This is a genomic window from Pseudohaliea sp. (assembly GCF_040217025.1).
Lineage (GTDB): Bacteria > Pseudomonadota > Gammaproteobacteria > Pseudomonadales > Halieaceae > Pseudohaliea.
In genome coordinates, this window is sequence record NZ_JAVJOA010000012.1 from 186,673 (window position 1) to 202,105 (window position 15,433).

8 protein-coding genes are annotated in these 15,433 nt (G+C 70.0%); 7 read left to right on the forward strand and 1 reads right to left on the reverse strand.

Annotated elements, in window-relative coordinates; translation table 11 throughout:
- Positions 1–67 precede the first annotated feature (67 nt).
- The 3 genes from RKE50_RS17785 to RKE50_RS17795 are packed head-to-tail and all read left to right on the forward strand — an operon-like array spanning position 68 to position 1,922.
- Positions 68–568 (forward strand): hypothetical protein, encoded by a 501-nt coding sequence (locus RKE50_RS17785; protein WP_350038779.1) that lies wholly within the window; start codon positions 68–70, stop codon positions 566–568.
- Positions 565–1,551 (forward strand): universal stress protein, encoded by a 987-nt coding sequence (locus tag RKE50_RS17790; protein ID WP_350038781.1) that lies wholly within the window; start codon positions 565–567, stop codon positions 1,549–1,551. The genes RKE50_RS17785 and RKE50_RS17790 overlap by 4 nt, the downstream gene beginning before the upstream one ends.
- Positions 1,548–1,922, forward strand: a complete 375-nt coding sequence (locus tag RKE50_RS17795; RefSeq protein ID WP_350038783.1) for a hypothetical protein — start codon at positions 1,548–1,550, stop codon at positions 1,920–1,922. The genes RKE50_RS17790 and RKE50_RS17795 overlap by 4 nt, the downstream gene beginning before the upstream one ends.
- A 37-nt stretch (positions 1,923–1,959) precedes the next feature.
- Here the strand turns inward: RKE50_RS17795 and speA are convergent, their stop codons facing one another.
- Positions 1,960–3,867: a biosynthetic arginine decarboxylase gene (gene speA, locus RKE50_RS17800; protein ID WP_350038785.1), complete on the reverse strand. Its 1,908-nt coding sequence runs from the start codon at positions 3,865–3,867 to the stop codon at positions 1,960–1,962.
- 106 nt (positions 3,868–3,973) lie between these two features.
- Here speA and RKE50_RS17805 point away from each other — a divergent pair, with 106 nt between their 5' ends.
- The 4 genes from RKE50_RS17805 (at position 3,974) to RKE50_RS17820 (ending at position 15,427) form a co-directional block, all read left to right on the forward strand.
- Positions 3,974–5,005, forward strand: coding sequence for an agmatinase family protein (locus tag RKE50_RS17805; protein WP_350038787.1), 1,032 nt, complete (start codon positions 3,974–3,976; stop codon positions 5,003–5,005).
- Positions 5,006–5,111: 106 nt separating this feature from the next.
- Positions 5,112–6,077 (forward strand): deoxyhypusine synthase family protein, encoded by a 966-nt coding sequence (locus RKE50_RS17810; protein WP_350038789.1) that lies wholly within the window; start codon positions 5,112–5,114, stop codon positions 6,075–6,077.
- Positions 6,078–6,374: 297 nt separating this feature from the next.
- Complete coding sequence (locus RKE50_RS17815; protein WP_350038791.1) at positions 6,375–11,792, forward strand: AMP-binding protein; 5,418 nt, start codon at positions 6,375–6,377, stop codon at positions 11,790–11,792.
- Complete coding sequence (locus RKE50_RS17820; RefSeq protein ID WP_350038793.1) at positions 11,789–15,427, forward strand: SDR family NAD(P)-dependent oxidoreductase; 3,639 nt, start codon at positions 11,789–11,791, stop codon at positions 15,425–15,427. Before RKE50_RS17815 ends, RKE50_RS17820 begins: the two co-directional genes overlap by 4 nt.
- Positions 15,428–15,433 lie beyond the last annotated feature (6 nt).

Below are 15,433 nucleotides of genomic sequence, written 5' to 3' on the forward strand. Positions count from 1 at the left end.
TTTTACTTGCGCTTTATGCGCCGGGATACTCCTGCCATCAATCACGAGGGACGACAAGGATGGCACCATGACCCTGGCACCCGCCCTGCAAAGCCTCCCGACAATGCTCCTCGCCACCGGCCCGCTGCTGGCTGTGCTGGCCATGGCGCGGGCCGGCGCGCCCCGTTTTGCCGGCCGCCTTCGCCCCGCAACGGTTGCCCACACGGGCATGGCCGCCACGGCCATCGCCCTCGGGCTGCCGGCGCTCGCGGTGCTGCAGCTGATCGCTGCCGCCGCCTGCGCCGTGGCCCGCAGCGAGGTGGGGCAGGCGCTGCTGGCCCGCGCTGACCGGGAGCCCGTCGCGCCGCAGGCACCCCGCGATGCCTGGGCCGGTGCCCTCGTGCTCGCCGTACCGCTCGCCGCGGCGGTTGCCCTTGCGGCCGGCCCTGACGGGCTTGCCGGCCCCTGGCTGTGGATTGCCGCTTTCCTGGTCGTGGCCCTCACGGAGCGCGCCGTGACACCGCGGCGGGCGCCGCTCGCCGCCGCGGGCGCCTTCGCCATCCTGCTCCTCGCGGGGCTCACCCCGTGAGTGTATTCCGCAATATTCTCGTCTACGCCGAGGCGGCCGATGCCGACTGCCTCGCCGAGGTCGTCGCCTTCGCCGAGCAGTCCGGGGCGGCGCTGAGCGTGTGCGACGTGATCGCACACGCACCGACACTCGAAAGCGACGGCGCCGTTGCGCGCCTCAAGGCGCTGGACTGGAGCCTCGCCTTCGAACGGCTGCGCGGCCTCTGCGCGCCGCACCAGGGCCGCGTGCGCCTCGACTACGCGGTGCTCACCGGAAGCCCGTTTCTCGCCGTGACCGAGCAGGTCACCCGGCAGGGCTTCGATCTCGTGGTGCATATCTCGGAAGTGGCCACCGATGGCCCCGGCGCTGCGCTCAACCCCACCGGCATGCACCTCGTGCGCAAGTGCCCCGCGGCGGTATGGACGTTACACCCCGAGCGCGCGGAACACGGCGACAGCCTGCTGCTCGCCATCGACCGCGAAGTGACCGCGCAGGCCGACGCCGCCGAGCGCTTTGCACGCGAGCTCGCGACCACCGCCTGCGATCTCGCCGCCGCCCGCGGTGCCGCGCTACACCTCGTGCACGCCTGGCAGCCCTACGGCGAGGCACTCCTGGACCATCCCCGGGCGGGTCTGTCGCCTGCCGAGGTCACCAGCTACCTGGCGGCCCAGGAAAAGGACCACCGCGCCTGGTTCGAGCGCCTCGCCCGCGACGTGAGCCGCCGGGAACCCGCGGTAGGCCTGGAACACCACCTCGAACGCGGCGCTCCGGTAGATGTCATCCCGGCCCTGGCGCGGAAAACCCGCGCCTCGCTGGTCGTGCTCGGCACCGTGGGCACCAGCTCCCTGCCCGGCGTACTGATCGGCACCACCGCCGAGGCGATCCTCGCCGCCGCCGAGACTCCGGTTCTCGCCATCAAGCCCAGGGGCTTCACCACCCCGATCCAGTTTGCCGACCCGGTGGAGAAGCTCCGGGCGGTCAGCGAAGGAGGTACCGCAACGTGAACAAAGCCCCCGAAACCGTGAACACAGCCTCCGAACGCCAGGACACCGGCGAGGACTCGCTGGCCCGCTGCGACGCGGCCCGCAATGACCTGGACGCCCTCTGGCAAGCCGCGGAACCCGCGCCACCGGTGCTCCTCGATCTCGAGGAGGCGCTCGAGCGCCTGCCCCTCGAGCAGCGCTTCGTCGCTCTTTGCCAGCTGGCCCGGGCGTCCTCGGTGTTCCAGCGCCTCGCCGCCTACCGCTGGCTCGCGGGCCTGCACCTGCTGGACCTGCGCTACGAGCAGCGGGCCAAGCGGGTCATTGCCGGGGGCCTGAAGCTCGAGGAAGGCCTCGCGCGGGTGCGCGTGCGGGAACTGCTCCGCCGCTGCTAGTGCCCCCGGCCGGCACGGGCCCGGACGGCCCCCGGGGTCAGGGCAGATCGAGGTAGGAGTAGGATTCGAGTTCCTCCTCGTAGAAGCGCCGCAGCGCCTGGCTCTCCGCCAGGGTCAGGCGACCGTCGCGCACGGCGCGCTCGCAGTCCCGCCAGATCCTCGGCCGCAGCGACTCGGTGCTGAACTGCATGTAGCCCAGCAGCTCGCTGGCCGTGTCGCCACGGACGATCTCATCGATGGACCAGCCGCCATCGGCCTCCGGGTGGATGGTCACCACGTGGGTGTCGCCGAACAGGTTATGCAGATCGCCGAGGGTCTCCTGGTAGGCACCGATGAGAAACGCGCCGAGGTAATAGGGCTCGTCCTCGCGCAGCGGGTGCACCGGCAGCACCGGGCTCGGGCCGCCGGGCAGGGCGAAGCGATCCACCTTGCCGTCCGAGTCGCAGGTGATGTCCGCCAGCGTCGCCGAGCGCGCCGGCGGCTCGTCGAGCCGGTGGATCGGCATGATCGGAAACAGCTGGTCGATCGCCCAGAAGTCCGGCAGGGACTGGAACACGGAAAAATTGCAGAAGTAGATATCGCTGAGCGCGGCGGGCAGGTCCGCCACCGCGGCCGGCAGCTCCTCGCCGTCGCCGTAGCGATCCCGCAGGCGGGTGCAGATGGCCCAGAAGAGCCGTTCCGCCAGGGCGCGCTGCTCGAGGCCGAGAAGACCCACGGTGAACAGCTGCATGGCCTGCTGGTAGGCCTGCTCCGCGTCGTGGAAGACTTCCACCGGGCGGTCACCGTCGAGGTCGCGCCAGGCGGTGACGAGGTCCGCCAGCGGCTGCGGCTGCGGGTCGTCGTCCGCCGGCAGTGTCAGCGGGTCCCGGTCCTCGAAGCGCAGGCTGCCCAGGGCATTCACCACCAGCACGCTGCAATAGGCCGACAGGGCCCGGCCGGACTCGGACAGGATGACCGGGTGCTCGATGCCCGCCTGGTCGCAGACCGCCGCGATGCGGTAGACCACGGCCGAGGCGTACTCCGCCAGGCTGTAGTTGAGCGAGCGCGGCAGGTCCTGGCCCGTGCCCTCGTAGTCCACGCCGAGGCCGCCGCCGATGTCGATGTAGCGCAGCCCGGCGCCTAGCTGGTGCAGGGCTGCATACATGTGCGCGAGCTCGCCCACGGCGTCCTTGATGGCGCGGATGTCGCTGAGCTGACTCCCCGGGTGGCAGTGCACGAGCTGCAGGCAGTCGAGCATGTCTTCCCGGCGCAGCACGTCGACGAGTTCGAGGACCTGGGTGGCGGACAGGCCGAACTTGGATTTCGGCCCCATGGTCGTGGCCCAGCGCCCGATGCCCTGGCCGCCCAGCTTCACCCGCACGCCGATCGCCGGGCGCACGCCGTGCCGGTGCGCGTGCTTCAGGATCAGCTGCAGCTCCTCGAAATTCTCCACCACCGGGATGATGTTGCGGCCGAGTTTCGCCGCCAGCGTCGCCACCTCGATGTAGCTGTCGTCCTTGAAGCCGTTGCAGACGATGGGCCGGTCGCCGGCGTCACCGGTCATCGCCAGCACCGCGAGCAGCTCCGGCTTGGAGCCGGCCTCGAGGCCGAAGCCCAGGGGCTCGCCCTGGCGGTAGACCTCTTCCACGACCTGCCGATGCTGGTTGACCTTGATCGGGAACACGGCGCGATAGCTGCCGCGGTAGCCGTTCTCCGCCATGGCGCCCTCGAAGGCTCCGGCGAGCCGGCGCATGCTGGCGGCGATGATGCCGCTAAAGCGGATCACCAGCGGCGCGGTGAGGTCGCGAGCGCGCAGCCCTTCGACCACGTCGTGGAGGTCCACGGCGGGGCCATCGGTGCCGCCCGGGCGCACGCAGACATGGCCGGCGTCGTTGATCGCGAAGTAGCCGCTGCCCCAGCGATCGATGCCGTACAGCGCGGTCGCGTCGTCGAGCGTCCAGCTCATGGAGAGGCCTCGTGTTGTGTCGGAAAGGGGGTCGCAGCTTACGCAAATCCTGGCCCGCCGGACAAGCGTGCTACCCTTTCGCGAAACCTTCAGAATGACGGCAAGCATGACGTTGACGGACCCCAATGCAGCGTCGGCCGGCGACGGCATCTTCGGCCTCGACTGCACTCCGGAAGAGGCCGCAGTGGTGCTCGTCCCGGTCCCTTTCGACGCGACCACTTCCTACCGGCCCGGCACCGCCGGCGGCCCGGCGGCGATCCTGGCGGCCAGCGGCCAGGTCGACCTGCATGACCGTGAGGTGGGCGACCCCTGGCGCGCGGGCATCGCGCTCCTGCCCGAGGACCCGGCCATCGCGACGCGCGCGGGCGAAGCCAGGCGGCTCGTGAATGCGCTGCGGGACGGCGAGAGCGGCGACCCCGCCGGCGAGCTCGAGGTCGTCAACAGGCTCTGTGGCGAGGTCAACGACACGGTGCGCGACAGCGTCGCCGGCTTGCTCCGGGCCGGCCGCATCGTCGGTACCGTGGGCGGCGACCATGCGACCGCCTTCGGCGCGATCGCCGCCCATGCCGAGCATTACGGCGAGATCGGCCTCCTGCACATCGATGCCCACGCGGACCTCCGGCGCGACTACGAGGGCTTCCGCTGGTCCCACGCCTCCGTCATGGAGGCGGTCTGCCGCGAGTTGCCCGGCGTCACGCGCCTGGTGCAGGTCGGCGTCCGGGACTTCTGCGAGGAGGAGGCGCAGCGCATCGACGGGAGCGCCGGGCGCATCGTCACTTTCTTCGATGCGGACCTGCAGGCCCGCCTGGCGGCCGGCGAACCGTGGGCCGCGCTGGTGGAGGAAATGCTGGCGCCGCTGCCGCGAACCGTGTATCTCTCCTTCGACATCGACGGGCTCGACCCCGCCCTCTGCCCGCACACGGGCACGCCGGTGCCCGGGGGGCTCAACTTCGCGCAGGCCTGCTTCCTGCTCCGGGCCCTGGCGCAGTCCGGGCGTCGGCTCGTCGGCTTCGACCTGGTCGAGGTCGCGCCGGGCCCCGCCGGTGACGAGTGGGACGGCAACGTCGGTGCAAGGCTGCTCTACAAGCTCATCGGGCACGCCCTGGCCACCCGCGCCGTGGAACCGGGCACACCCTGATCCGCGCCGGGACCGGCGAACGGCGAACGGCGTAGCACGGTACACGAGCGGCGCACGCAGAACCTCAGGTTAAAGGCGCAAGAAAGGCGCAGAAGGAGAACGACCCATGGGACACCTTTCCCGCTTCATGGACCACCACTACCGCCACTTCAACGCCGCGGCGATGATGGACGCCGCGAAGGCCTACCGTGCGCACATCGACGCGGGCCGACCGATGCTGGTCAGCCTCGCGGGGGCCATGAGCACGGCCGAGCTGGGCCTCTCCCTCGCGGAGATGATCCGCCAGGGCAAGGTCCACGCCATTTCCTGCACCGGCGCCAACCTGGAGGAGGACCTCTACAACCTGGTCGCCCACGACCACTACGAGCGGGTTCCCCACTACCGCAACCTCAGCGACGCCGAGGAACAGGCGCTCCTGGACCGGCACCTGAATCGCGTCACCGATACCTGCATCCCCGAAGAGGAGGCCATCCGCCGCATCGAGGATGCCATCGTGGCACTCTGGCAGCGCGCGGGAGCGGCAGGCGAGGCCTGGCTCCCGCACGAGTACTTCTTCGAGCTCATCCGCTCCGGTGTGCTCGAGGCGCACTACCAGGTCGACCCGAAGGATTCCTGGCTGGTCGCCGCCGCTGAGAAGGATATCCCAATGGTGGTTCCAGGCTGGGAGGACTCCACCACGGGGAATATCTTCGCCGCCCGGGTGATCACCGGCGAGGTCGAGCGCTCCGTGATGAAGGGCGGCATCGACTACATGATCGCTCTCGCCGACTGGTATGCGAGCGAGGGCGGCGAGCACGGCTTCGGCTTCTTCCAGGTCGGTGGCGGCATCGCCGGGGACTTTCCCATCTGCGTCGTGCCCATGCTGGAGCAGGACCTCGGCCGGCCTACGCCGAAGTGGAGCTACTTCTGCCAGATCTCCGATTCCACGACCAGCTACGGCTCCTATTCCGGCGCCGTGCCCAACGAGAAGATCACCTGGGGCAAGCTCGCGGTGGACACGCCGCGCTTCATCATCGAGTCTGACGCGTCCATCGTCGCCCCCCTGGTGTTCGCCTACGTGCTCGACTGGTAGACCCCCGGGGAGGACGCCGCATCACCCCCGGTTGAGCCACGCTTGCGCCCGGAGAGTCGATCGGGGTCAATTTCCCTGACAAAAACATGGGAAATGTGGCGTCCGAGCTTGCCGCCGCCGGCACTTCCCTTCTACTTTCCATAAACCGGCTGGCAGGTAGACCGGCTGAAAGGCGTGGCGTGGCTTGATCCGCCGTTTGCCGGCGGGCGTAACTCGTCTTGGTGCCGCGCAAACCTCGGCCCCTCTGGGGCCGCTCGGCAACCACACCATAACGACAGCAAAAATGAGGGGGATCGCGTGACGGCGAACAGCGACCTGTGGGGGCGTCTGTCCAGCGAGACGGACGAAGCGGCACAACGGCGGCAGGCCATCGACGATCCCGGGGCCTACCACGGTACGATCGCGGCCGGCGAACTGCACTGGTATGACGGCGAAGGCTGGGTCAATCGCGACCCGGACGGCGGCTGGCACCGCCTCGACGCCGGCGGCGCCACGGAAGCATCCCACGACGACAGCTGGCGCCCCTGGCACACCGGTTTCGACGACAGTGCCGCACCTTTCTACCGGTGGTTTGTCGGCGCCGAGACCAACGCCTGCTTCAATGAAGTCGACCGCCACGTGCTGGCCGGCCGCGGCAGTCACACGGCGATCATCTTCGAGGGCGACCGCTGGGACCCGTCCCGCAATGATGGCCGGGGCGGACCCGTACACGAGGAGCACGTCAGCTACCGGCGGCTGCTCCGGGAGACGGTACTGCGGGCGCGGGTGCTGACGAAGCTGGGCCTTGCGCGCGGCGACCGCATCGCCTTCAACCTGCCCAACATCCTCGAGCAGATCTACTACACCGAGGCCGCGAAGCGCCTGGGCATCATCTACACGCCGGTCTTCGGCGGTTTCTCCGCCAAGACGCTGTCGGACCGGATCTACGACGCCGGCGCCCGCGTGGTGATCACTGCCGACGGCGGCTACCGCAATGCGGAAGTCGTGCCCTACAAGGAGGCATTCACCGACCAGGCCCTCGACAACTTCATTCCCCGCACCGCGGCGCTGGCCTGCTTCGAGCGCGTGCTCGCGGACTACGACCTCGGCGACGCCCGGGAGCGCATCGTAGACGCCGTGCGCGACGGCATCGCGGGAGAGATCACCCTGGAGCGCAGTGACCTCATGCGCGAGCTCGGCGCCGCCCTGGCCGCGGAGGAGGGCCTGCCAGCGGAGCGCTCTGCGGAGCTGCGCACCGCCGTGGCGCGGGAACTCGCGGGCGTCAACCACACGGTGGAGCAGGTTGTGGTGGTCCGCTACACCGGACAGGATATCGTCGTGCAGCCGCGCGACCGCTGGTCGCCGGACCTCGTGGCCGAGGCCACGGCAGAGATTCTGCGCGAGGCGACCGACGCGGGCTTTAAGGCCGACAGCCTCGAGGCCCTCGATGCGCTGGCCGACGGCGACTACTGGCGCGCCCTGGCGGGCAGCCATCCGGCGGTACCGGTACCGGCCGACTGGCCGCTGTTCGTGATCTACACTTCCGGGTCCACCGGCAAGCCAAAGGGCGTGGTGCACACGCACGGCGGCTGGCTCGCCGGCATCGCGCACACCATGCGCATGGTCTTCGACGCGAAAGACGACGACCGGCTGTACGTGGTCGGCGACCCGGGCTGGATCACCGGGCAGTCCTACCTCGTGGCCGCGCCGCTGGCGCGGGGCATCACCACGGTGATTGTCGAGGGCTCGCCCCTGTTCCCGCACGCCGGCCGCTTCGCCTCGGCCATCGAGCGCCACGGGGTCACCCTGTTCAAGGCGGGCTCGACCTTCCTCAAGGCGGTCATGACCGACCCGGCCAGCATCGAGGACATGGCCGCCTACGACATGAGCGGCGTCAAGGTCGCGACCTTCTGCGCCGAGCCCGTATCGCCGGCCGTGCAGCAGTTCGGCATGGAGCGCATCTGCCCGCGCTACATCAACTCCTACTGGGCAACGGAACACGGCGGCATGGTGTTCTCCTGCCCCTGGGGCGACCTCAAGGACCTGAAGCCCGATGCGCGTACCTGGCCGCTGCCCTGGATCCAGGCCGAGGTCCGCGTCGCCACGGAAACGGACGAGGCGGGCCGTGCCACGGCCTGGCGCCGCGCCGAGCCTGGCGAAAAAGGCGAGCTCGTGCTCACCCAGCCCTACCCCTACCTGGCCCGCACCATCTGGGGCGATGCGGAGAAACTGGGCTCCGACGAATGGCGCGGCGACATCGAGCGCTTCGCCGAGGTCTACTTCAACCGCTGGACCGACGGCCTCGCCTACACCCAGGGCGACTACGCGCGGGAGCTCGACGACGGCGGCATCACGCTGCACGGCCGCTCCGACGACGTGATCAACGTCTCGGGCCACCGCATCGGCACCGAGGAGATCGAGGGCGCGATCCTGCGCGACAAGACGCTGCGCTCGGATTCCCCGGTGGGCAACGCCGTGGTCGTCGGCGCGCCACACGACGAGAAGGGCGAGACGCCGGTGGCGTTCCTCATCCCGGCGCCGGGCTCGCGCCTCGGCGACGACGACTTCGCCCGCCTGCAGGGGCTGGTGCGCGCCGAGAAGGGCGTCACCGCCGTGCCCTCGGACTTCCTGGTCGTGTCCGCCTTCCCGGAGACCCGCTCCGGCAAGTACATGCGGCGGACCCTGCGCTCGCTGCTCCTCGAGGACCCGCTCGGCGACCTGTCGACGCTGCGCAACCCGGAGGTCGTCGACGAGATCCGCGACACCGTGGCCCAGTGGAAGGCCTTCGGCCAGCTCGCCCAGGCCCGGCAGATCGTGCAGAGCTACCGGCACCTGCGGGTGGAGACGCACGATATCGTGCCCGGCCGCCAGGTGGCGCTGCTGGTGATCGATTCACCGCCGGTGAACTCCCTGAACGAGCGCTCCCTCGACGAGCTGAACACGGTGTTGCAGCACATTACCCACCAGGACCACATCGAGGCCCTGGTGATCACCGGCGCCGGCAGCGCTTTCGTGGCCGGCGCCAACGTCAAGGAACTGCTGGAGGTCGGTGAGGCCGGCGACCTGGAGTCCGCGCAGACGCCGCCGAACGCCGCGCACACGGCGTTCTCGCTGCTCGAGAACCTCGGCAAGCCCGTGGTGGCCGCGGTCAACGGCCCGGCCCTCGGCGGCGGCTGCGAGCTCATGCTCGCCTGCGCCTGCGTGGTCGCGGACCGGCACGCGCGCTTCGGCCAGCCGGAGATCAACCTGAACCTTCTGCCCGGCTACGGCGGTACGCAGCGACTGACCCGGCGCCTGTACCAGCGCCGCGGTGAGGAGGGGCTGCTCGAGGCGGTGCGCCTGATCGCCTCCGGCCGGGCCCTGGACGCGCAGGAAGCGGAGACCGCGGGCCTGGTCGATGTCGTGGTCGAGCGCCGGGGGCCGGTGGAGGCCGCCATGGCGCTCGTGCGCGAGTACCTCGAGGGCGGCGGCCTGCTCACGGCCGCCATGGAGCGGCATCGGGCCTACCTCGCGGCCCGGGAGGAGCAACTGCCCTACGACGACAGCCTGCTCGAGGACCCGCGGCTGGCGCCGACGCTCGCGCAGCTCCGCGCCGGCGGGCGCGGCCACTGCCTGGAGCGCATTATCGACGCCATCGGCTACGGTGCCCGCGAGGGCCAGGCCGCGGGCCTCAAGCACGAGGCCCGGCTCTTCGCCGAGGCGGTCTGCGATCCGGCGGCCGGCCCGGTGGGCATCAGCGCCTTCCTGGAGCGGCGCAGCGCGCCGCTGCCGCTCAAGTACAACCCGGTGGCGCCGGACGCGGATGCGACAGAGCGGGCGGAGCTCGAGGCTGCGGGCAAACTGCTGCCCCTCGATGCGCCTTTCTACCCCGGTGTGACCCCGCTGCCGCCCTACCAGTACGGCATGGGCGTGGCCCGCAGCGCCGCTGACGGCGCGCCGGCGCACGGTGACCCGGAGGTGGCCGAGAAGCTGCTGGTCTTCCCGACGCCGAAGCCGGGCCCGAACGAGGCGCTCGTGTACGTGCTCGCCTCGGAGATGAACTTCAACGACATCTGGGCCATCACCGGCATCCCGGTCTCGCCCTTCGACGCGCGGGACGCCGACGTGCAGGTCACCGGCTCCGGCGGCGTCGCCCTCATCGCCCAGCTCGGCGAGGAACTGGTGCGCGAGGGGCGCCTGGCCGTCGGCGACCTGGTGACGATCTACTCGGGCCAGAGCGAGCTGCTGTCGCCGGACCAGGGCCTCGACCCGATGGCGGCGGATTTCCGCATCCAGGGCTACGAGCGCAACGACGGCAGCCACGCCCAGTTCCTCGTGGTCCAGGGGCCGCAGCTGCACAAGAAGCTGCCGACGCTGACCATCGAGGAGGCCGGTTCCTACGGCCTCACCCAGGGCACCATCCACCGCGCCCTGTTCACGACCCTGGACATCCAGCCCGGGCGCCGCCTCTTCGTCGAGGGTGCGGCCACCGGAACCGGCCTCGACTGCCTGCGCACGGCGCGGCAGACCGGGCTGTCCGTGGTCGGCATGGTTTCCTCGGACGAGCGCGGCGAACGCGTCCGCGCCTTCGGCGGCGAGCCGGTAAACCGGCGCGACGAGCGCTGGGCCGGCTGCTTCACGCCGGTACCGGACGACCCCGCGGGCTGGGAGGCCTGGGAGAAAGCCGGCGAGCCCTTCGTAGACTACGTGCGCAGCGCCGCCGGCGGCGACATCGACTACGTGGTGTCCCACGCCGGCGAGAACGCCTTCCCGCGCTCCTTCCAGGCGCTCGGTGAGACCGGCGTCCTCACCTTCTACGGCGCGTCCTCGGGCTACCGCTTCTCGTTCATGGGCAAGCCGGGCGCCTCGACGCCGGCGGCCGTGTTCGAGCGCGCCGGCCTGCGCGCCGGCAACACCCTGCTGGTGGTCTACGGCCCCGGCGCCGAGGACGGCATCGTCGACCCGGTGGCCATCGAGGCCATCGAGGTGGGCTGCAGCCTGGGAGCCCAGGTCGCCGTGCTTGCCGACACGGTATCGCAGCGGGAGTTCGTGACCTCCCTCGGCTTCGGCACCCGTCTCACCGGCGTTGTCAGCATCGACGCCATCGCCCGCCGCCTCGGCGACGAGTTCGACCCGCCGGGACCCTTCCCGGTGCTGCCGGACGCGTTCAACGAATCCGCGGAGTTCAAGGAAGCGGTGCGCCGCTTCTCCGATCGCACGCTCAAGCCCATCGGCTCGGCGGTCGCACCGTTCCTGCGCAATACCCTGGACAAGCGCGGCCTGCCGGACGTGGTCTTCGAGCGCCCGGGCCGCGACGGCCTCGGCCTCGCCACCGCGCTGGTCAAGCCGAACGTCGGCAAGGTGGTCTACGCCGAGGACCTCGCAGGCCAGCGCCTGTCCTTCTACGCCCCGCAGGTCTGGATGCGCCAGCGGCGCATCCTCATGCCCAGCGCGGAAATCCGCGGCACGCACCTGAACACGGCGCGGGAGTTCGCCGAGATGCAGGAGCGCATCGCCGCGGGCATGGGTGACGTGATGCCCCCGGTGCCGGTGCCCCTAGAGGAGATTCACGAGGCGCACCAGGCCATGTGGGAAAACCGCCACGCCGGCGCCAACTACGTCGCCGTCCACGGTCTGCCGCGGGCGGGCCTGAAGACCCGGGACGAGCTGTACCGCGCCTGGGCCATCCGCGAGGCGGAGAAACGGGGCGAAACCCTGCAACACATCGATACGGGATCGGCAGGAGCACTGCGATGAACGACAACAACACTTCCACCGGCAGCGCCGCGGGGGCCCGCCTCGCGGACAAGGTCATCATCCTCACCGGCGCCGCCGGCAGCATCGGCAGCTGGATTTCCCGCAGCCTGCTGCGCGAGGGCGCAAAGGTGGTGATGACGGGCCGCAACGCGGAGAAGCTCGACGCCTTCATGGACGAGCTCGCAGCGGAGGACTTCGACCGCGCGGCGATGGCACCGGCCCTCGGCGATACCGCCGATCCGCAGGTCTGCCGTGACATCGTCGCCACCGCCCTAGAGCACTTCGGCCGCATCGACGTGCTGGTGAACAACGCCGGCGCCGCCGGGCCGCGGCGCACACTGCGGGAAATCCCTTTCAGCGAGGCGGAGATGCGCGCCCGCGGCGACGACCAGACCATGCTCGACTCGGCCATGAACCTGCTCGCCGCACCCTGGAACATGGCGCGCGCCGTGGTGCCCCACATGACCGAGTGCGGCTCCATCGTGAACGTCTCGACGATCTTCTCGCGCACGCACTACTACGGCCGTATTCCCTACACGGTGCCCAAGAGCGGCCTCAACGCCCTCTCCCACGGTCTTGCCCTGGAACTCGGCGACGAGCGCGGCATCCGCGTGAACACGGTCTTCCCCGGGCCCATTGAGTCCGAGCGCATCGACAACGTATTCGCCAACATGGACGCGCTGCAGGGTGCCGAGCCGGGGAGCACCTCGAAGGAGTTCCGCGACCTGATGATCGCGCGGCGCCCGGGGCCCGACGGCGAGCTGGAATACCGTTACCCGACGCCCGCCGACGTCGCTTCGACCATCACCTTCCTGTCGACGGAGGAGTCGGCGTCGCTGTCCGGACACGCCTTCGAGGTCACCAACGGCATGCAGGTGCCGGCGCAGAGCCGCTCCAAGCTCGTGTCCTGGCCGGACAAGCGTCTCGAGGACCTGACCGGGCAGGTCGTGTTCATCCTCGGCGGCAGCGAGTACGAGGAAGCGCTGGTGTTCGCCGAGCGCCACCTGGTCAGCGGCGCCCGCGTCGTCCTCGCCTTCCGTACCCTGGAGGCCCTGGGCTACGCACGCTCGCTAACGGCCTCCCGCGGGCTCGACCAGCTGCATTTGCTGCACCTGGAGCCGCTGCGCGGCGAGTCCGCCGACCGCTGCTTCGACTACATCCGCGACCACTTTGGCCGCCTCGACGCAGTGGTGGTCCTGCCGCGCTCCGGCAACGGCGTGCACGGCTACTCTCTGAGCACCGCCGGCGACGAGGACGTGGCAGACTTCGTCCGCGACGAGATCGTCTCCCCGGTGGCCTTCGCCAAGGCCCTGGCCAATAACCTGGACCGCTGGGGAACGATCACCGAGGCGCCGGCGCTGACCTACGTCACCAACCCGAGCGACGGTCACGGCAACTACCTGAACGAGATCAAGCGCGCCGCCATCGAGGCGCTGCTGCGCACCTGGCGCCACGAGGACTCGCAGCAGAAGAAAAAGGGCGAGCGCAGCTGGTCGGTGCTGCCGAACCAGCTCGTGCGCTACGACAACCAGGAGGAGGACAACCTCACCTTCTCGGCGGACTGGGCGGCGACGCTCACCAACCGCGTGCGGCGCATGGACCCGATCAACCTCTGGGTGCCGAAGAGCATCAAGCGCGCCACCGGCAAGGGCAGCATGCCAGCGGCGATCCAGCGCGTGCTCCCGGGCCTGCACAAGGGCAAGACCGCCGTGATCACCGGCGGCAGCCTTGGCATCGGCCTGCAGCTCGGCCGTTTCCTCGCCATTGCCGGCGCGCGGGTCCTGCTCTCCGCGCGCAGCGAACCCAAGCTCCGCGAGGCGCGGGACGAGATCGTGGAGGAGCTGCGCGGCATCGGCTACCCGAAGCCGGAGGAGCGGGTACACATCCTCGCGGATATCGATGTCGGCGACGAGGCGTCCCTCGAGAAGCTCTTCCACCACTCCATCGACCTCTTCGGCCATGTCGATTTCCTCATCAACAACGCCGGTATCTCGGGCGCGGAGGAGATGGTGGTCGACATGACCCTCGAGGCGTGGAACCGCACCATGGATGCGAACCTCATCTCGAACTACTCGCTCATCCGCAAGTACGCGCCGCTGATGAAGGCGCGCGGGTCCGGCGTGGTCATGAATGTCTCCAGCTACTTCGGCGGCGAGAAGTACGTGGCCGTGGCCTACCCGAACCGCGCCGACTACGCCGTGTCAAAGGCCGGTCAGCGGGTGCTCGCGGAAATCCTCTCGCGCCACCTCGGGCCGGAGATCCAGATCAACGCCCTGGCCCCGGGGCCGGTGGACGGCGCCCGCCTGCGCGGCCTCGGCGGCGCGCCGGGGCTGTTCGAGCGCCGCGGTCGCCTGGTACTGGAGAACAAGCGCCTGAACCGGATCCACGCGGCGGTCCTCGCCGCCCTCGGCGAGGGCATGACGCCGGAAGACCTGCTGGTGCTGGCTAAGAACGCGGTGGGCGACATCAAGCTGCCGCGCACGGCGAAGGCGCTGGCCAAGCTGTTCGTGCAGGTCGAGGAGAGCCGGGAGGGCGGCAACTCCACCGCCTTCCTGCTCAACCGGGACCTCGCCGGCAAGCTCATAAACCGCCTCACCACCGGCGGCCTGTTCCCGCCGGCGATTGCCGAGCAGTTCCTCGAGAGCTTCGTCGACACGCCGACGCCGTTCTTCGACGACAGCGCCGTGAAAAAGGCGGCCAAGGGCATCGAGACAGGCATCCTCAACCGCCTGCACCTGCACAAGATGCCCACGGACGAGCAGATCGGGCTGTCGACGGTGTTCCACCTTGCCGACGACATCGCCAGCGGCGAGACCTTCCACCCCTCCGGCGGCCTCAAGTTCGACCGCTCGGTGACCGAGGGCGAACTGCTGCTGCCGCCGGACCGGGAGCGCCTGGCGCAGCTCAAGGGCAAGCGCGTCGTGCTCATCGGCGACGCCATGCGCGAGGAACTGGCCGCCATCGGCGAGGGCTTCATCAACCTGGGCATCGCCTCGCTGTCCGTGCTCACACGCTCGAAGGAGGCGCAGGAGGAAATCCAGCACGGCCTGGAGCCCAAGGCCAGCATCCCCATCGACGTACGCGTCATCGGCGACGACCTGGAGGCGGCCCTCGATGACCTCCTGCACAACCAGGGCGGTTTCGACGTGGTGGTCAGCGCGCCCTTCGCGCGGCTGCCCTTCAACGCGCTCGCCGCGGAGAAGGGCGAGTCATGGGACCGGGTGCTCTCGCACACGGACTTCGCAAGGCTGGTCGAGGAGCAGCTCACGCACCACTTCCGCGTCGCCCGCCGGGCAGCGCTGGTGCCGAACTGCCAGATCGTGCTGCTCACGCCGGACACATCTTTCGTCTCGTCCCGGGAGGAGTTCGCCCTGGCGCTTTTCGTGAAGAACGCCCTGCACGCCTTCACGGTAACCCTGGGCGTGGAGACCGAGCGGCTGCCGACGACGCCGGCGGTAAACCAGGTGCAGCTCACCCGCCGCGCCCGGGCCGAAGAACCGGCGAACGAGCAGGAGCTGGCGGAGGAAATGGAGCGCCTGGTGCAGGCGGTGCTACAGTGTGCCGTACCCGCGCCGAGCCCGGCGGAAAGCCGCTACCTGGCGCGGATTTTCCGCGGCAACGCGGTCACCGTCTGACCGGAG